At 42.9% G+C, this 18,919-nt stretch carries 13 protein-coding genes; 12 read left to right on the forward strand and 1 reads right to left on the reverse strand.

Features of this window, described 5'->3' with window-relative positions; translation table 11 throughout:
- Window positions 1–12 precede the first annotated feature (12 nt).
- Window positions 13–1,281, reverse strand: a complete 1,269-nt coding sequence (locus VB775_RS13165; protein WP_281007386.1) for a glycosyltransferase — start codon at window positions 1,279–1,281, stop codon at window positions 13–15.
- Between the two features lie 277 nt (window positions 1,282–1,558).
- Between VB775_RS13165 and VB775_RS13170 the strand changes: the two genes are divergently transcribed.
- The 12 genes from VB775_RS13170 (at window position 1,559) to VB775_RS13225 (ending at window position 18,917) form a co-directional block, all read left to right on the forward strand.
- A complete protein-coding gene (locus tag VB775_RS13170; protein ID WP_281007385.1) occupies window positions 1,559–2,905 on the forward strand; it encodes a nitrate/sulfonate/bicarbonate ABC transporter ATP-binding protein in 1,347 nt (448 codons plus the stop codon).
- A 235-nt stretch (window positions 2,906–3,140) separates the two neighbouring features.
- Window positions 3,141–4,874: an ABC transporter permease gene (locus VB775_RS13175; RefSeq protein ID WP_281007384.1), complete on the forward strand. Its 1,734-nt coding sequence runs from the start codon at window positions 3,141–3,143 to the stop codon at window positions 4,872–4,874.
- A gap of 353 nt (window positions 4,875–5,227) precedes the next feature.
- Window positions 5,228–5,962 (forward strand): hypothetical protein, encoded by a 735-nt coding sequence (locus tag VB775_RS13180; RefSeq protein ID WP_281007383.1) that lies wholly within the window; start codon window positions 5,228–5,230, stop codon window positions 5,960–5,962.
- A gap of 251 nt (window positions 5,963–6,213) precedes the next feature.
- Complete coding sequence (locus VB775_RS13185) at window positions 6,214–8,049, forward strand: NAD(P)H-quinone oxidoreductase subunit F (protein WP_281007382.1); 1,836 nt, start codon at window positions 6,214–6,216, stop codon at window positions 8,047–8,049.
- A gap of 114 nt (window positions 8,050–8,163) precedes the next feature.
- Window positions 8,164–9,702, forward strand: coding sequence for an NADH-quinone oxidoreductase subunit M (locus tag VB775_RS13190; RefSeq protein ID WP_281007381.1), 1,539 nt, complete (start codon window positions 8,164–8,166; stop codon window positions 9,700–9,702).
- Window positions 9,699–10,295 (forward strand): Uma2 family endonuclease, encoded by a 597-nt coding sequence (locus tag VB775_RS13195; RefSeq protein ID WP_281007380.1) that lies wholly within the window; start codon window positions 9,699–9,701, stop codon window positions 10,293–10,295. Before VB775_RS13190 ends, VB775_RS13195 begins: the two co-directional genes overlap by 4 nt.
- A gap of 18 nt (window positions 10,296–10,313) precedes the next feature.
- On the forward strand, window positions 10,314–11,630 hold the full coding sequence (locus VB775_RS13200) for a CO2 hydration protein (protein WP_281007379.1): 1,317 nt from the start codon (window positions 10,314–10,316) through the stop codon (window positions 11,628–11,630).
- 174 nt (window positions 11,631–11,804) lie between these two features.
- A complete protein-coding gene (locus VB775_RS13205) occupies window positions 11,805–12,257 on the forward strand; it encodes a fasciclin domain-containing protein (RefSeq protein WP_281007378.1) in 453 nt (150 codons plus the stop codon).
- 91 nt (window positions 12,258–12,348) lie between these two features.
- Complete coding sequence (locus tag VB775_RS13210) at window positions 12,349–15,165, forward strand: cyclic nucleotide-binding domain-containing protein (RefSeq protein WP_281007377.1); 2,817 nt, start codon at window positions 12,349–12,351, stop codon at window positions 15,163–15,165.
- Between the two features lie 134 nt (window positions 15,166–15,299).
- Window positions 15,300–15,728 (forward strand): DUF29 family protein, encoded by a 429-nt coding sequence (locus VB775_RS13215; protein ID WP_281007376.1) that lies wholly within the window; start codon window positions 15,300–15,302, stop codon window positions 15,726–15,728.
- 72 nt (window positions 15,729–15,800) lie between these two features.
- Window positions 15,801–17,090 carry an ATP-binding protein gene (locus VB775_RS13220; RefSeq protein WP_281007375.1) on the forward strand — a complete coding sequence of 430 codons (1,290 nt, stop codon included), beginning with the start codon at window positions 15,801–15,803 and terminating at the stop codon, window positions 17,088–17,090.
- Window positions 17,091–18,917 (forward strand): tetratricopeptide repeat protein, encoded by a 1,827-nt coding sequence (locus VB775_RS13225; RefSeq protein WP_323216823.1) that lies wholly within the window; start codon window positions 17,091–17,093, stop codon window positions 18,915–18,917.
- The last annotated feature ends 2 nt before the right edge of the window (window positions 18,918–18,919 follow it).

Here is an 18,919-nt window from a genome sequence, read left to right on the forward strand (position 1 = left end):
TTTGTGTTTACCTTATTTGGTTTGGGTGACTCTCCAGCTAAGTTTAAGATTAAACCAGAAGTTCCAAATTGTGACGATCGCGATCGCGATTAGGTTAGCAACATATTTATTGACACCAAAATAATTGTAAAGGAGATTGAGAATGAGCAAGTTCAATCCAATCCCCATTAAACAAATTAGATTGAACTTCACAAATCGCTTGATTAATTTTCTCCATCCAGATTGTTGATCAGCCAGATCTCGAAATGTCCAAAGATCATTCCAAAGAAAATTATTGAGAACTGCCACTTCAGCCGCAATTATCTTACTGCGTGTTAGTCCCCATCCCAGAGTAGAGGCATCACTAAGTAAATAGAAGATAGCCATATCGACAAACACTCCACTAAAGCCAACAAGTCCAAATTTGAGAAATCGTTTGACAGGAACTCGTAATTTTTCACGTAGTTTAGTAATTCGACCACGCGATCGCAATCTTAGTAAATGCAAAATATAATCTACATATTGCCGCCAAGTTACTTTGCTTTCACCCTCTTGACGTTCTTGAAATACATAGCCAACCTCAGCAACTTTCGCAATATTGCCCCGACCAAGTACTTCAATTAATATTTTGTAACCCAGTGGATTCATCTGACAGTTAGCGATCGCACTACGTCTGACCATAAAATAGCCACTCATTGGATCAGAAACTCGACCAATGACATTAGGCAAAATCAGCAAGCCCAGCATCTGCGCTCCCCGTGATAAAAATCGCCTTATAAATCCCCAATCACTTACCCCACCACCCTCGACATGGCGACTTGCCACTACTAAGTCTGCTCCCTTAACCATTTCATCGAGCATATTCAACAGCGTTTCTGGCGGATGTTGCAAATCTCCATCAATCACCCCCAGAATCTCTCCCTGCGATGCTTGCCATCCCCGAATCACAGCCGTTGAGAGTCCTTTTTCTCCCTGACGACGCATTATTCGCAATTGCGGATAATGTGTCGTCAAATCTAATCCAACTTGCCAAGTCAGATCAGGGCTATCATCATCAACAATAATTAATTCATAATTATCTTTAGAGTCGTTAAAATAACTATTTAATAGTTGAGTCAGAATTTCCACTAACTTAGCTAAGTTCTTACTCTCATTGTAAGTAGGTACAATTAGAGAAAACTTGACTAATTTCTCCTGATGTTGAGAACCTTGAGCTAACTTCGTCTCGGAAATATCTTCAGACAAGAGAAGTTCATTTACTTGAAATGATCCCAAAGGAACAGAAAGAAGGGTATAAGACATTAATTTAGAAATTCAAAGGAAATTAGCTGTATTGCTCTAAGTCTAAAGAATAAATGATATTTTGTAAGATCTACAATAGACTTTAGATTAACTTAAGACTTAAATTTTCTACACTTTTCTTCAACTAGAAATTTAGAGGTAACTCAAAACAATCGGGATAAATTCATTAAAAACAAATGCACAATAATTTCTGAGCGCACTTAGCTGATAATGTATGGGGTTGGGTAGCGAAAACTTCCCTATCTATGTAGCTCAAAACACCTGCACAGATAACATTATGGTTCAAAATGCCGCAAAAAATAGCTTTGTTACCTTAGAAGGTGTTGGTAAGTCTTACTTACAGCCCAATGGTCAGACTATTTCGATTATTGAAAATATTAATTGTCAGTTGCAAGTAGGTGAAATTATTGCTTTGTTAGGACCTTCAGGTTCTGGCAAGTCAACGTTAATGCGAATGATTGCAGGTTTAATCCCACCTTCTACTGGAAAAGTGTTGTATTACAATCGTCCGCTCGTGGGACTAAATCCGGGAGTAGCGATCGTTTTTCAAAATTTTGCGCTGTATCCTTGGTTAACTGTTCTAGAAAATGTAGAACTTGGACTAAAAGCGAAGGGAGAAGCAAAGGATACCAGAGAGCAGAAAGCCCTGCGGATGATCGATGTGATTGGTTTAGATGGATTTGAGAATGCTTACCCTAAGGAACTATCAGGGGGGATGCGTCAGCGTGTTGGTTTTGCTAGAGCTTTGGCGGTGGAGCCAGAACTGTTATGTATGGATGAGCCATTTTCGGCGTTAGATGTATTAACAGCAGAAAACTTACGCTTTGAGTTGCTGGATCTGTGGTTAGAAAAACGCATTCCCACTAAGTCAATTTTGATTGTGACCCATGGGATCGAAGAGGCTGTAACTCTAGCCGATCGCGTGATTGTGTTAGGTCGTAACCCTGGGCGGATTCGTGCTGATTTGCCGATTACACTCCCCCATTATCGCGATCGCAAGAGTCCCGAATTTCAAGCTCTAGTTGATCAAGTTTACAAAATCCTGACAAATCCTGATCTACCAGATTTATCAACTCAGACCGCCACGACTACGACTTCTACTTCAGAACCTAAAGCTCAACCCAAATACCAATCTCTCCCCCATGTCCGCATTGGCTCTGTAGCTGGGTTACTCGAACTGCTTGAAGGTCGCCAAGACAAAGACCTATATCGAATAGCTCAAGAACTTCTCTTGGAGGTTGATGATATATTGCCAATTGTCGATGCTAGCAAACTAATGGAACTAGTTGCCATTACTGAGGGTGATATTCAACTGTCAGCGATCGGAGAGAATTTCATCAACAGTAATATCGATGAGCGCAAAGCAATTATTCGGGAGCTATTACAGAAGAATATTCGTTTAGTCCAGCAGATTTGTCAGCTTTTACAGGCTAAGCGCAATCATCGGATTTCTGAAGAACTAGTTCTCGATATTTTAGAAAACTATTTCACTACCAAAGAAGCGCAACGTCAACTCCGAACTGCAATGGATTGGGGACGCTATGCTGAATTATTTAGCTATGATGAACCTTCAGGCGAAATTTTTATTGAAGAGAGTACTCCAGAAACTGAAGAGTCTGAATAGATTAAGATAAACTGTGCAAAGGGCCGCTTTGAACCAATAAATTGGGGAAAGTGTTGCTTCGCAACACTTTCCCCAATTTATTGGTTCGTTAATTTCTGTAATAAGGATGTGCAGTAAAATAAAGAACCGATTTTTAGTGGCGCAGCTTCGCCACGCCACTAAAAAAATTGGTTCTTTATTAAATCGCAGAACCCTAAATGTAAATCACCTAATTCATGATTAGTCTGGATTGCTTATGTATCAGCCCACGATCGATCCCAAATCAAAATTTAGCGCACGTTGGAGCCTTGGTGATGTCTTACTGCCTTTGGCGATTATTGCTTTTATATTCATCATTGTGCAAACGGCTAGGAATTTTACAGGTACATACGAAAGTGGCTATGTAGTTAATCTATCGCTGAGCGTTTTGCCAAATTATGCATTGCAAACCTTAGTAAGAATGCTAGCAGCCTATTTATTCTCCTTAGTGTTTAGCCTTTTGTATGCCTATGTTGCTTATCGTTCAACTCTATGGTCAAAGGTGCTTATTCCTCTATTAGATATTCTGCAATCAATTCCCGTACTATCATTTTTGCCTGCGGTTGTACTTGCCCTAGTCAGCTTATTTCCTGGGCAGAGATTGGGAATTGAAATTGCTTCGATTCTGCTGATTTTTACGGGTATGACTTGGAATATGACCTTTAGTTTCTATCAATCCCTAAGTAGTATTCCTAAAGAATTAATCGAAGCTAGTCAAGTTTATCGGCTTGGGGCATGGCAACGTTTCTGGACATTAGAACTTCCTTCGGGGGTGGTGGGTTTAGTGTGGAATAGTGTGATGTCTGTGGCTGGTGGTTGGTTCTTTTTGATGCAAACAGAATCATTTACGCTCTCCAATCGTGACTTTACGCTTCCCGGACTCGGCTCCTTTCTGAAGGCGGCGGCAGATACAGGGGATAATTTAGCGATTTTTAGTGGTTTAGCAGTTTTAATTGGCATAATTACGATCATTGATTATTTTGTGTGGCGGCCCCTAATTGCTTGGGCAGAAAAGTTTAAGAATGAGACAGTTGAAGCGGCTCAAGTACCAGAATCGCGAGTGTTAGATTTTTTAAGGCGATCGCCTACGATGCGAATTATTAGCGATCGCCTGTTTATGCCGATCGCCGAAGTTGTCAATCATAGTTTTAGCCACAAAGCGCCAAGTTCTCTGATTAATCAGCATAAAAAAACATCACAATGGATCACTTGGTTTAACTGGCTATTGGTTGGGTTAGCGGGTTTTATGGTTTTGAGTGGGACATCTAGCGCGATCGCCTTGCTAAGTAGTATGCCCTTGAGCACATGGAGACAAGTAGCGATCGGCGCTCTGTTTACGGCTATTCGGGTATTTATCGTCTTGATTATTTCTTTGATTATTACAGTTCCCATTGGCGTAGCGATCGGTCGCAATCCTAAGCTAGCCCAATTTTTACAACCAATTGTCCAAATAGCCGCTTCAGTTCCTGCGACGGCTTTATTTCCGATTCTATTATTGTATTTAGGAAATATGGCGGGCGGGCTGGATATTGGCGCAGTGATTCTCATGACTTTAGGAAGTATGTGGTACATCCTTTTTAATGTTATTGCGGGGGCGCAAGCCATTCCCTCTGAACTTTTTGAAGCTGCACGAGTGTATAAACTTTCGCCCTTGCAGCGTTGGAAAACTCTAATTTTGCCAGGGATTTTTCCGTATTTAGTGACGGGGATCATTACGGCAGTGGGTGGTGCATGGAACGCGAGTATCGCAGGAGAATATGTCAAGTTTCAAGGTAGGGTGCTGACAGCAACAGGATTAGGCTCAACGATCACACAAGCCTCTGATGTGGGTGATTTTCCGCTTTTATTGGCTTCGACAATTGTGATGTCGTTGCTAGTTGTGACAACTAATCGTTTGGTATGGCGACCACTGTATCGATTAGCTCAGGTCAAATATCAATTAGTTGTTTGAAACACCATGATTGAGGGTTGCATTGCACGAATTTACAAGCCAAAAGAGCAAAAGCTTCATGCATGAAGCTTTTGCTCTTTTGGCTATACAAAAAAACAGTCTATGCTTCAACTGCCTTTGACGATTTGATAGAAACAGATGCTCATGATTTTCTTGACTTATAATAATTTACGAAAGTGTGATCACACTTTTGTGAATTAAAAATCAAACCCAGTAATATCAAAGCACTGACCGCCCCATTTTGTACTTTGGTATTCCTGATGTTATGGTAAAGGCGATCGCGATCGGAACAAAACTAAATCACAGTTAGTCATATCTAAATAGAACTCTATTGGCATCCCCAAGAGGCATTTATGAGCGCTAAACATATTTCAAAATTAGCTGCTATTTCATCTGTCAGCATGTTAATTAGTGTAGCAGCAACTTCTTTAATGATAGCAAGTCCAAGCTCTGCGGCTCCTCGGTATCGATCGCAAGCTAGATATCAATCACAGGTAACGCGACCCCGATTTTCTAATCCTCAATCTTCACAAACTAAATCGCCTAATCAAGTTGCTCAAGTGTTTCGCTCGACCTTGAGTTTGCCTGCTGGTCAAACAATCGCCACTAAAATCAATCGCCAAGATACTCTCTACATCAATAAGGGAGAAACTGTTAATGCAAGTCTGCTAGTTGCCCAAGACATAGCCGCAAACAATGGGACGGTCTTGATTCCTGCGGGGGCAGTAATCGAGGGACAGTTTGTACCTGCTGAGGGAGGTTCTAGGTTTATCGCCCAAAGGTTTACCAGTCGAGGTGCAACTGTCAGACTTCAGGGTGAATCAGCTTTGATTAATGACATGAAAGATCCCCGCGAAACTGGTGCTGGATCAATTTTGACCGATGCTGGGATTGGTGGAGCCGCAGGTGCAGTCCTTGGTGGAGTATTGCGTGGCAATGTGCAGATCATCGATATCCTTGGTGGGGCGGCTGCTTCGGTGCTAGTTGGTAATGTGACAGCACCGCAAGTAACAGTGATTGAACCAAGTACAGTTATTAATGTCGTGACTAAACAAACGATTACGTTTGCAGTTAGGGATGATTATTAGAATAAAAAAGGAGCGCTAAGCGCTCCTTTTTTATTCTGGAAATCGCTTGACTGTTGTAGCAAAACTTAGATTGCCATAAATCATTTATAGAATTTTAGGCTTGCGGCAAAGTCTTTTCAAGCAGGTAAGCAGGTATTACCTTATCATAATCATAGAGAAAAAATGATGGTTTTACCTATTTTCATTTAGATCTATCTCTGCAATAATCATAGAAATTTAACTATGATTTTTAGCAAATAGATAGATATATCATGATAAATAACTGGCTGGACACGATCTGGCTGATACCCTGCTATTCCCTAATAGGAGCGATGCTATCGATCATCTGGTTTCCCGGTATTACCCGTAAAACTGGACCAAGACCAGCAGGCTACATCAATATCTTCATGACCCTTTGCTCTTTGGTTCATGCGATCGCCGCTTTGACTGTAGTTTGGGGACAGCCAGCACAATTGTATTCTTTCCCTTGGCTAGAGGTGGGAGGATTAAACTTCACCATTGATTTACAGATCTCAGAAATCACGGTTGGGGCGATCGTCCTTGTTACCGCGATTAATCTACTGGCAGAACTCTATGCCGTTGGTTACATGGAAATGGACTGGGGCTGGGGAAGATTTTATGCGCTGCTAGCACTTTTTGAGGCTGGGATGTGTTCTCTCGTTCTATGTGACTCATTATTCTTTAGCTATGTCATTCTGGAAATTTTGACCCTCGGCACTTACCTACTTGTGGGTATGTGGTACAACCAATCATTAGTAGTGACAGGGGCGCGAGATGCTTTCTTAACCAAGCGGGTTGGAGACTTATTTCTCTTAATCGGTGTGGTGGGCTTATTACCTTTAACAGGCACTTGGAATTTTAGCGAACTAACAGAATGGGCTAAAACCACAGATGTCAGTCCCACCACGATCACCTTAGTCACCCTAGCGCTGATGGTTGGCCCCATGGGTAAATGCGCTCAATTCCCCTTACATCTTTGGCTAGATGAAGCGATGGAAGGACCTTTACCCAGTACGATTTTGCGTAATTCGGTCGTAGTTGCTACAGGTGCTTGGGTATTAGTGAAATTGCAACCACTTTTGGCACTATCACCCTTGACTCAACAGGCTGTAATTGCTGTTGGTGCGGCTACAGCTTTGGGAGCAACTCTTATTGCGATCGCCCAAATCGATGTGAAGCGATCGCTATCTTATTTAACCAGCGCATTTATGGGATTGATATTTATTGCCGTTGGTGCTGGTGAAACCCATAGTGCTTATACCTTGATCTTTTCCCATGCCTTGGCGATCGCCTTGCTCCTCATGGCGGTGGGCAGCATTATTTCCAATAGCGTCAGCCAAGACCTGAGCTTAATGGGTGGGCTATGGAGCCGTCGTCCCATTTCAGGACTCTGCTTTTTAGTGGGTGCGATCGGCTTGATCGGCTTACCTCCATTGGGTGGATTTTGGGCGATGGTTGATTTGATTTCCCATCTTTGGGACAAGAATCCTGCATTAGCAGAATTAATCTTATTAATTAATGGCTTGATTGCTTTCAGTCTCATGCGCGTGTTCGGTCTGATTTGGGGAGGGCGACCCAAGCAGATGACCGAGCGATCCGTAGAACCTCTATGGCTGATCGTTTTACCAATGACAATCATGGCAGGAATAGTCCTCCATGTTCCCCAGATGCTCACTGCTTGGGGAATTATTACCGATTGGAATTTACTCCTCAGTCCCAAAGCTCTGTTGCTATCGAGTTCCAGTGTGGCAGGTTTAGCCACGGGTGCATATCTCTATCTCAATCAGCAAGTACCTAAGCCTGTGACTTTGCCTTGGCAAGGATTACAAAGCTTCTTTGCCAATGACTTCTATACGCCCAAACTTTATAAGGTGACGATTGTGGGCTTAGTTGATGGTGTGTCAAAAGGAATGTACTGGTTCGATCGCTTTTTTGTCGATGGCGTGGGTAATTTCTTTGGATTAGCGACTCTATTTAGTGGTCAAAATCTGCGTTACAGCACCTTTGGTCAGTTACAGCTCTATACCTTAACGATCATGGTTGGTATTGGCGTTTTACTTTTATTGCTATTCAATCGCGCGTTATAAAGACCCTCACCCCCCAGCCCCCTCTCCCATGGGGAGAGGGGGAGTAAGAAAATCTTATTTCTTATTCAGGGGCTAGGGAGGGGGACATAATCTCTAATTTTAGGAATAAAAACTATGCTTAGTGCTTTAATTTGGCTACCAGTGATTGGAGCTTTAGCGATCGCCTTACTCCCGCAAAGTCAAGTCAAAAAAGGATCGGCAATTGTCGCAACAGCGATCTTAATTCTTGATTTCATCCTCTTGCGTCAATTCGACATCAAGATTTCGTCTTTTCAATTAACAGAAAATTTACCTTGGCTAGAAAATCTTGGTTTAAACTATAGCCTTGGAGTCGATGGGCTATCTTTGCCACTAGTAGTTTTGAATGGTTTGCTGACTTGGTTGATCGTTTGTTTTTGCGATCGGCAAATCAAGGAACGCAACACCCTCTTTCATGTATTAATGCTCTTGATTCATGCAGGGGTCAGTGGCGCGATCCTTTCAACTAACACCCTATTATTTGTCCTATTTTATGAAATAGAACTAATTCCCCTATATTTAGTAATTGCTGTTTGGGGTGGCGCACAACGTAGTTATGCAGCGATGAAGTTCCTCATCTTCACCGCCATCTCAGGACTACTGGTCTTAGTTGGATTCCTTGCCTTAGGTTGGCTATCTGCTGATCCTACGCCCATCTTTGACTATGCAACCTTACAAACCCTGACCTTACCAATTGAAGTTCAAGTCACACTTCTAGTTATCTTACTACTAGGTTTTACGATTAAAGCTCCCTTCGTACCTTTCCACACTTGGCTACCCGATGCCTATGTAGAATCAACTACCCCAACGGTAATGATGCTCGGTGGGATTGTGGCGAAATTAGGAACCTATGGCTTATTCCGATTCTGTGTTGGTTTGTTTCCTGAAGCTTGGGCTTTACTATCGCCTTGGATTGCGGTTTGGGCAGGTTTAGGGATTCTCTATGGGGCAATGGTGGCGATCGCTCAAAAAGACATCAAACGCATGGTGGCTTATAGCTCCATCGGACATATGAGCTATATTCTCCTTGCGGCGGCGGCAGCTACACCCCTCAGCATGGTCGGTGGCATCATCCAAATGGTCAGTCACGGCTTGGTATTGGCGCTACTGTTCTATTTAGTTGGTGTAATTGAAGAGAAAGTTGGCACAAGGGAATTAGATGTTCTCAATGGTTTACTTAATCCGATCCGTGGATTACCCACTACTAGCGCTTTGTTGATTCTAGGAGGCATGGCTAGCGCAGGTATTCCCGGTCTAGTTGGGTTTATCTCCGAGTTTCTGATTTTCCAAGGAAGCTTTAGTAAGTTCCCAATACCCACAATCTTCTCGATTATCGGTACTGGACTCACGGCTGTATATTTTGTAATTTTGCTCAATCGCACTTGCTTCGGTAAGTTAGATAACCATACGGCTTACTATCCCAAGGTCAGTGGATTGGAACAGTTGCCAGCTTTGATCTTGACAGCTTTGATTATCATTTTAGGTGTCCAGCCATCTTGGTTAGTCCGTTGGAGTGAAACCAGTGCCACCCAAATCATCGCTCGCGTTCCAGACTCATCGCTCTTAGCTAATGAAAACAGCAAATACTCAACCTATGAGAAAATATCCTTAGCTTTTAGGAGAGATCCAAGATGATAGCTGTACCCAAAACCTATGTCTCTGCCGATGAATATTTGCAATGGGAAGAAAAGCAAGAAGAAAAGCATGAATATGTCAATGGCATGATCTATGCGATGGCTGGAGCTACGGAAAATCACGTTTCGATCACTGCAAATTTTACAGCAATTATCTTGTCACATCTCAGAGGTAATCAATGTAAGGTACTTGCCTCGGATATGAAGGTCAATATTGCAGTGAAAAATATCTATTACTATCCAGATATTTTAGTTACTTGTGATGAGCGCGATCGCCAAAGCAAAAAGCATAAATCTTATCCCTGCGTGATTATTGAGGTACTCTCTAATTCCTCTGAAGCCAAGGATCGTGGCGTGAAATTTGCTAATTATCAAACTATTGAGACATTACAGGAATATGTATTGATTAGCCAATGGGAACAGCGAGTAGAAATATTTCGCCGCAGTGAAAGGTTCTGGGTACTGCAAACCTATACAGCAGGAGAATTGATCGAATTGCAAAGTATTAATCTCCAGATTTCTATTGATGCAATTTATGAAGATGTCAATTTATTAGAATCAAGTTCAGAATCAATTTTAGAAACCCCCATTTAGATCACAAGGTAATCAACGATGACAGCTACTTTAACGGAACCAGCAACAAAACTACCACCTTCTACACATCCCTATGCAGAGGTAATCCATCGTTTAGAGGCAGGTGGCTCCATGCTGCCTGATACGCCCGAAAACCTGATGCAGATTATTGGGCTTTACAAGGCTTATGCCGTACCAATGGATTTCTATTGGCGGGATTTGCTATACATAGCTGAACAAGTATTTTTAGAACCAATTCCTGCCTTTAAATATTTTCTACCACAAGAATATTTAGACTTGCATAATCACTATGCTGGCGATGATGCGGATTTGCGGATTTGGCGAGGATATGCAACGGCGCATCAGGAATTATTAGACTTCATGGATAAGGGAGAACTCAAAGCGAAAATCCCCAAGATTTTTCATCATCTCTATCACGATCGCATCAATATGGAGTTCGCGGAAGAATGTATGCGGGCAATGCTCTGGCATCGTGGTATGGGCGGAGAGCTAGAGCCTTACATGGATTCTGAAGAATATAAGCAGAATGCCGATCGCGCCATTCGGGCTTTCTTTAAAAATAATCCAGTGATGTTGGGACTGTACAAACTTTTTCCTGATATGTTCATGGAGCAATGTCGTCAGTCAACCATGACTTCGGTACTGGGACTATTCTGGGAAATCATGGCTCCCGTGTTCTTTGAGATGTCGGATATTTACGATGAAGGTGGCTTTAAGGGCGTTCCCGATGCGATGGATTTCTTGGTAAATGGCATCTTTGCGATCGCGGGTCGTCCCATTTATCACCGCGTCAAGATTGGCGATGAATGGATTGATATTGTCCCCAAATCCAAGGGATTTACTTGGCTCTATGAAGCAGCCTTCCCCTATGTCGAGGCTGTGTTTTACCGTACTTCTCCATTCCGTGGCACGAAGTCCTACAATGCCCAAGCCCATGAAATTCCTGACGATCAGAATGATTTCCACTATGGAATTTTATATGCAGACAAGTTTCCCGTCGGTTCCGCAGGTATTCCGCCCACATTGCTGCATCAGGACATGTACCACTTCTTGCCGCAATATTTGGTGGACTATTACAAACAACATTGTCGCGGTGAAGATGACATGTTAATTCAGTTAGCTGTTAGTTTTCAGCGATCGATGTATAACGTTACTTCAGCAGTTATTCAGGCAGGTCGAGCCGCTTTGCTCTATCCACTTGATGATCCTAATCCTAAGCATCTCTTGGCAAATCGCCATTATTTTGAAGGACAACTGAATCGATTCTGCAATCCTAAATATGGCATGGATAAAGCCGCCAGACTAGCCATGATTCAGGATCAAAATTATCGGTAAGTATTCAATGGCTTTCCTGCTGCTCGCGTGGCAGGGCAACCACGGGGGGATTGCGCCTACCTGAACAATTTGAATTCTGTAGGGGCTGTGCCCCCGTGCCAGCCCAATACTTTTGCTACCTAAGGAATTCCTTGCATTTAAAATCAGTTATTAAAACCAGAAGAGGAATTAAATATGACCACAATTGTTGATATTGCTGTTAGTAACGAAGCCTTCTCCACACTCGTCACCGCTGTATCGGCTGCCAGCTTAGTGGAAGCATTACAAAGTCCAGGTCCTTTCACCGTATTTGCACCGACTAATGATGCTTTTGCCAAATTACCTGATGGAACAATCACCACATTAGTCCAGAATATTCCTCAACTAGCAAGGATTTTAACCTTCCATGTTGTCTCAGGAAAATATAAAAAAGAAGATTTAATCGGTGTCAAATCTTTGATTTCTTTGGAAGGCACACAAATTGATCTTGATGTCTCAGAAGAATGCTTTGAGGCAAATAATGCCACGGTGATAGCTGCTGATATTGAAGCTGAGAATGGCGTGATCCATGTAATCGATAATGTCATGCTGATGCGTCCTCATTGGTTTTACCCAATTATGGAATCTGGCAAAGTTGGTGTAGTGTGATTACAAAAAAGGGTTAAAAATCCTGCTGTGAAGGATTTTTAACCCTTTTTTGTATAGAACTTTTTTTTCATTCTTTATCAAAAACTTATTTATGTTTGGACAGCTATCTGAGCGGCGAATGCATTGGATTCGTTGGATCTTAACGATCGCATGGTTACTGATCATTGCGTCATTATTTTACGATCCCTGGACTCCTCAATTTACAGTCCCCAATCATCCTTGGAGTCCATTGCGGTTAACCGACAGTTGCATCTCTGTACAAGGTAACTGCTTAGTAGAACAGCCCTATGCCCTCGGTACGACAATATTCTGGGGTGCGGTTGTCCCTGCGGCGATTTTCATTTTGTTGGTGTTTGGGCATGAGGTATGGCGGCGGATTTGTCCGCTCTCATTTTTATCGCAAATCCCTCGCGCCTTGGGTTGGCAGCGTCAATTTAAACGCGAAAATGCCAAAACTGGCAAGGTTCGCTATGAATTAGCCAAGGTCAAGCCCGACTCTTGGCTAGGCAAAAACTATCCCTATGTCCAGTTTGGCTGGTTATTTGCAGGACTATGCGGTCGAATTTTATTTTTTAATGCCGATCGCTTAATTCTCGCTCTATGGATCTTGACCAGCATTGCCGCTGCGATCGCTGTGGGCTATCTCTACGGTGGCAAATCTTGGTGCAACTACTTCTGTCCGATGGCTCCTGTACAGCGCGTTTACAGTGAACCAGGGGGACTATTTAGCAGCAGTGCTCACACTAGCGATCAGTTGATTACGCAATCGATGTGTCGAACTGTAATGCCCGATGGCAAAGAGCAAAGTGCCTGTGTAGCCTGTCAAAATCCTTGTTTAGATATTGACTCTGAGCGCGTATATTGGGATGGATTGAGCAAACCTGAAGAATCATTGCTGAGATATGGTTATGTGGGTCTAGTGACTGGCTATTTTGTCTATTACTATCTCTATGCAGGTAATTGGGATTATTATTTCTCTGGTGCATGGGCAAGGCAGTCGGATCAATTGGCAACCTTGTTTAGTGCAGGGTTCTATCTATTTGGGCAAGCGATTAATATTCCCAAATTAATTGCCGTACCTCTAACACTCGCCAGCTTTACTGCGATCGGTTATTTCTTAGGTCGCTGGATTGAAAAAAGGATCAGGATTTACAGTGGCGATCGCCATCTCAATCTATCTAGAGAAGTCATTCGTCATCGTATTTTTACCATTTGTACATTTACAATTTTCAACTTCTTCTTTATTTTTGGTGGTCGTCCGTTAGTCGCTTTGATGCCACTTTGGGGGCAATATATCTATGACTTGGGATTAGTTCTGCTCAGTACACTTTGGGTGTATAAAACTTGGCAGCGTAGCCCCGACCTCTATTCACGGGAGAATTTAGCCAGTCGCTTCCGTAAGCAATTAGAGAAGTTGCAACTTAATGTTTCCCAGTTTTTAGAAGGGCGATCGCTCAGCGATTTGAATACCCATGAAGTTTATATCTTGGCAAAGGTTTTGCCTAGCTTCACTAGAGAAAAGCGCCACACTGCCTATAAAGGAGTGGTGCGCGAAGCCTTAGAAGAAGGATATGTCGATTCCTCCAGTAGTTTAGAAGTCTTGCAACAATTACGTCAGGAACTTGGAATTACTGATGATGAACACCGTGAAGTATTAGAAGAACTTGGCATTGAAGATCCGCAATTGCTAAATCCCGATCGCCAACGTAGTTTAGAAAATCAAATTCGCTTGACAGGCTATCGCAAATCGATGGAGCGATTGATGCTATTGCAAAAGCAACAGTTTGATAACTCTTCCGATACTCTGCTTGAGCAGAACTCAGCGCAAGTGCGAGCCTTACGCCGCCAATATGCAATTAATCCGCAGGAAGAGGCTTGGATTTTGGATGGCATTTCCCCCGAATCAGGAAAACTGCGTAGAGCCGAGTTTTTAGTCGCTCAGTTACCATCTTTGATTTTCTGTTATCGAGCTTTACATCAGCCACTGCTTCAAGAATATCAGACTGTATTAAGACTTCTGTGGGATAGCATTACCCATAAAAAGGAATTAATCGTCCGCACGATTTTAAGCACTCTAGAGACTTTCCCAAATGATGCCGATGCGATCGCAGTTGCTCAACAGTTAGGACAATTAGCACCATCAGTTTTGGTGGAAGCCTTAGAATCTGAGAGCTGGAGCAATCGCTTATCTCTAGAAATGCTGCAATGTTTACATCCATCGCATGGACAAGCAACTGTCTGCCAAATCGATTATTCGATTGAGGAGATTTTGCGATCGCTAGAGCCTTTACTGGATGATCAAAATCCTTTGATGCAAGCTGCTTGTTTGTATATCACCGCCCAACTCAATCTTGAGCAAAGTAAGGCGATCGCTCGTAATTACAGTCTGCAAACTTCCAGCTTAGTGCAAGAGACGGCTAAGATCGTACTCTCGCTATCCGAGAGTTCCCCACCGCTCACAACATTTCCGATGTTAGAGAAAGTAGCACATCTCTTTAATAGCGATTTCTTCCATCGGATGCATGGTGAAACGTTGGTAGGGCTTGCCGATCATGCTGAGGTGAGAGCCTTTACGACGGATGAGGTGATTACGGAAGCAGGTGATACTTGTCGTGAGCTGTTACTGGTAATTACTGGCTCAGCGAAGATTAATTTCTATTCGCAGGGTGAGGAAGTGCGTGTTGAGCATCTCAAGTCGGGGCAAACTCTAGATGAGCTAGAGGTTTTAGCCCATAGTGATTCTCAAAATACAATCATCGCTGAAAGCGAAGTTACGCGAATTTTGGCGGTTCCTGTGGATGCCTTTGATGCTTTTCTAGATCGTGATCGCGATTTTGCCCGTCGTGTTTTAGAGCTAGAAAGCCGTCAATTGCAAAAATTTATGCGATCGTTCCAGACTACAAAATAAATAAGCAAAGTGTTGTGGCGCAGCAAAGCCACGCCACAACACTTTGCTTATTTAGCACTGATGTAAAATTAAAACATTGGTAAACTTGTGGTGCAAATATTGATTTGGGTGATTTAACTCAGGAGGCTTAGGCGATGGAAGAGTTGTTGGAACTAAAGGGATTTTTGCTCAGTGGCAATATCTCTGATGCATTGCTGATAGTGGAGGAGATGACAGAGATGAGCAAGGATGACAAGCTGAATAAGATTTATAGCTTTGCCAAAATCTTGCTGATGCATCTAATCAAACAACATGCCGAAAATCGCTCTACGAGATCGTGGGATCTATCAATTAAAAATTCGGTACGAGAAATTCAGCGTACCAATCAGCGACGTAAGGCTAAAGGAAACTATTGCGAACCTTCAGAACTACGCGAGACAATTGAAGAGGCGTATGAGATCGCTCTAGATGCTGCTGCGGGTGAAGCTTTTGAGGGCAGATATGAATCTGATGCGTTGGGTGCAATGGTCGATCGCGAGGCTATTGTTAATCAAGCGATCGCTTTAGTTTCGGGTGAGGCATAAGTAGGCGTTAGGCTATACTTTTTACTGGTACGATCGCATTATTTACTCTTCTAACTATCATCTGCGGCAATTATGGATCTGGAACTTCTCGCAAAATTTCAACAAGCTTATAAAGACTTAGCTCTGTTGCCACTAGTTGAAATGGATGATATTAAAAAATTTCGAGTTGACTATGGGATCGAGGTCAAAGTCCGTCTGAGACGGGAAATTGAGGCATCTGAGAAAAATGGTAAGTTTATTTTTGCGGGGCATCGTGGTTGCGGTAAGTCTACGCTGTTGAAGCGCTTAGCCATAGAAATGTCCGATCAGCATCATGTGGTTTTCTTTTCGATCGCTGACCTAATTGAGATGTCTGCTGTAACCCATACGAATATTTTGTATGCGATCGCTTTGTTGATGCTTAGCCATGCTCAAAGATTGGGAATAGATGTGGCTGGAGATATTCAGGAAACTATTTTAGGTTGGAATACCACTGTCCATAAGCAATCAAAAAGCGAAGAGACTAAAGGAGGAGCGGGTTTCGAGCTTAAATTTTTGGAATTTTCTGCCAAACTACAACAGGAAAAAAGTTTTCGTGATGAGTTAGAGTCCACTTTTGTTAAAAAAATTTCTGACCTAGTTGGCAAGATTGATCGTCTTGCGGCGGCTATTCAAATTAAAACAAAGAAGCCCGTAATTGTAATCATTGACGATCTTGATAAGCTAGACTTGGCACTTGTAGAGGCGATTTATCTCAATAATATTAAGGCTCTATTTTCGCCAGAGATTAGAATTGTATTTACGATTCCTGTTTCGTCAACGCAAGAGCCGCAAGTTATTGGTGCGTTCAACTCGGAAGGTGGGGTGCGTCCGTATCTGTTCCCTGTATGTAAGTTTTTTCAAAAAGTAGATCGCCATAATCCTGACATCGAACCCATTCCCGAAAATCTCAATACATTTCTAAAAGTATTAGCGAAACGTGTCCCTGAAGACTTACTCGATCCATATGCTGCTCGTGCGATGGTGTTAAAGAGTGGTGGTGTAATGCGGGAGTTGGTGAGGATTGCGCGGGAATGTTGTATAGAATGCATGGTAAAAATCGAGATCGAGCCTGATCGCAAAGATATAGCGATCAATCAAGAGATTCTTGATACTGTGTTGCGAAATTTACGGCACGATTTTGCTCGTCAAATTGGAGCTAGTCTTTATGATCTGATGGTACAGATATATGAGACTTCGGAAGTAAAGGATTCTAGTAACGCAGGTTTTATCAAACTGTTGCATGGTTTGATGGTGTTAGAGTACGAAAATGATTTGATGTGGTATGACGTGCATCCGATTGTGGTGGATTTGCTCAAAGAGAAAAAGCTAATCGAGGCATAGATGGCGGCGATGGAACAAAATCAAAATCAACGGAATTTACGGCGCTTGTTGATGTCCGTACAAGCTAGTTATGGTGAATTGAATTTGTTGATTGCGATTTGTGATAATTGGAAATATCGTGATGAGTTAATTGGTAGCTATGAGAAGGAATTGGTCGCTAAGGGGACAAGTTGCCATCGGGTCAGAATTGAGCGCCAGCAACCGAGTTTGAAACAATGTTTGCAGGATTTGGTATTGCAGGAACCTGATTTAATATCGGTTGAGAAATCTGCGATCGCTACGGTTTTGGGTGCTGATGAACTGTTAGGGATTCGGCTCAACGAACCAAAATCGGCTCAAGAACAATTCTTCTTTTCGGCACAATGGACAAGGGAAGGATTACGCGATTTTAAATTTCCGATTGTGATTTGGTTAACTCCAGCAATTGCCACATCTTTAGCCCAGCAAGCTCCCGATTTTTGGAGTTGGCGCGGAGGTGTATTTGAGTTCTCTAAGCCACTATCATCAACTTTGCCAGTAGAAAAACTAACTGAAGATCTTGTATTAGAAAAATCCCCGCAAACAGGCGCTGATCCGAATGAACTGCAAAAACAAATCGATGAGTTGCTGTCTCAATCTCCTGATTCACCTCTATTAGCTAGTCTCTATAACAGTCTTGGGAAAGCCTATGAAGATGCAATTCGCTATGTTGAGGCTGAACAACCTTATCAAAAAGCTTTGGAATTGTATGAGCAGCAACTAGGCAAAGAACATTCTAATGTCGCACTCGCTCTTAACGAATTAGCAGGACTTTACCAATCGCAAGGGAAGTACAGCGAAGCCGAACCTCTCTATCGGCGATCGCTCGAAATCATGGAACGACAACTAGGAGCAGACCATCCCTCTGTCGCCACCAGTCTCAACAATCTCGCATTACTTTACGAATCGCAAGGGAATTACAGCGAAGCCGAACCTCTCTATCTGCGATCGCTCGAAATCAGGGAACTGAAACTAGGAGCAGACCATCCTGATGTCGCCACCAGTCTCAACAATCTCGCAGGACTTTACGATTCGCAAGGGAAGTACAGCGAAGCCGAACTTCTCTATGTGCGATCACTCGAAATCGATAAATGCATCTATGGAGAAGATCATGCTGAAGTTGCAATAGATCTCAACAATCTCGCAGGACTTTACAGATCGCAAGGGAAGTACAGCGAAGCCGAACCTCTCTATGTGCGATCACTCGAAATCTGGGAACACCAACTAGGAGCAGATCATCCCTCTGTCGCCACCAGTCTCAACAATCTCGGAGGACTTTATAAATTGCAAGGGAAGTACAGCGAAGCCGAACCGCTCTATGTGAGATCGCTAGAAATCTGGGAACGCCAACTAGGAGCAGATCATCCCGATGTCGCCTCCAGTCTAAACAATCTCGCAGGACTTTACGAATCGCAAGGGAAGTACAGCGAAGCCGAACCACTCTATCTGCGATCGTTCTCGATCATGGAACGGCAACTAGGAGCAGACCATCCCGATGTCGCCACCAGTCTCAACAACCTCGCATTACTTTACGAATCGCAAGGCAATTACAGCGAAGCCGAACCTCTCTTTCTGCGATCGCTGTCGATCAGAGAACGCCAACTAGGAGCAGACCATCCCGATGTCGCCCAAAGTCTCAACAATCTCGCATACCTTTACGATTTGCAAGGGAAGTACAGCGAAGCCGAACCTCTCTATCGGCGAGCATTAGCAATTCTTGAAGTTTCGCTAGGCAATGATCATCCCAACACAAAAACAACTCGTAATAATCTACAATACCTACGAGAATTGAGGAAAGAGCAAACTTAAAA

This window comes from Pseudanabaena sp. CCNP1317 (assembly GCF_034931345.1).
Taxonomy (GTDB): domain Bacteria; phylum Cyanobacteriota; class Cyanobacteriia; order Pseudanabaenales; family Pseudanabaenaceae; genus Pseudanabaena; species Pseudanabaena galeata.

Coding starts and splice junctions, on each gene's coding strand:
- VB775_RS13165 (WP_281007386.1), bottom strand. CDS start 1,281: ATGTCTTATACCCTTCTTTCTGTTCCTTTGGGATCATTTCAAGTAAAT.
- VB775_RS13170 (WP_281007385.1), top strand. CDS start 1,559: ATGGTTCAAAATGCCGCAAAAAATAGCTTTGTTACCTTAGAAGGTGTT.
- VB775_RS13175 (WP_281007384.1), top strand. CDS start 3,141: ATGTATCAGCCCACGATCGATCCCAAATCAAAATTTAGCGCACGTTGG.
- VB775_RS13180 (WP_281007383.1), top strand. CDS start 5,228: ATGAGCGCTAAACATATTTCAAAATTAGCTGCTATTTCATCTGTCAGC.
- VB775_RS13185 (WP_281007382.1), top strand. CDS start 6,214: ATGATAAATAACTGGCTGGACACGATCTGGCTGATACCCTGCTATTCC.
- VB775_RS13190 (WP_281007381.1), top strand. CDS start 8,164: ATGCTTAGTGCTTTAATTTGGCTACCAGTGATTGGAGCTTTAGCGATC.
- VB775_RS13195 (WP_281007380.1), top strand. CDS start 9,699: ATGATAGCTGTACCCAAAACCTATGTCTCTGCCGATGAATATTTGCAA.
- VB775_RS13200 (WP_281007379.1), top strand. CDS start 10,314: ATGACAGCTACTTTAACGGAACCAGCAACAAAACTACCACCTTCTACA.
- VB775_RS13205 (WP_281007378.1), top strand. CDS start 11,805: ATGACCACAATTGTTGATATTGCTGTTAGTAACGAAGCCTTCTCCACA.
- VB775_RS13210 (WP_281007377.1), top strand. CDS start 12,349: ATGTTTGGACAGCTATCTGAGCGGCGAATGCATTGGATTCGTTGGATC.
- VB775_RS13215 (WP_281007376.1), top strand. CDS start 15,300: ATGGAAGAGTTGTTGGAACTAAAGGGATTTTTGCTCAGTGGCAATATC.
- VB775_RS13220 (WP_281007375.1), top strand. CDS start 15,801: ATGGATCTGGAACTTCTCGCAAAATTTCAACAAGCTTATAAAGACTTA.
- VB775_RS13225 (WP_323216823.1), top strand. CDS start 17,091: ATGGCGGCGATGGAACAAAATCAAAATCAACGGAATTTACGGCGCTTG.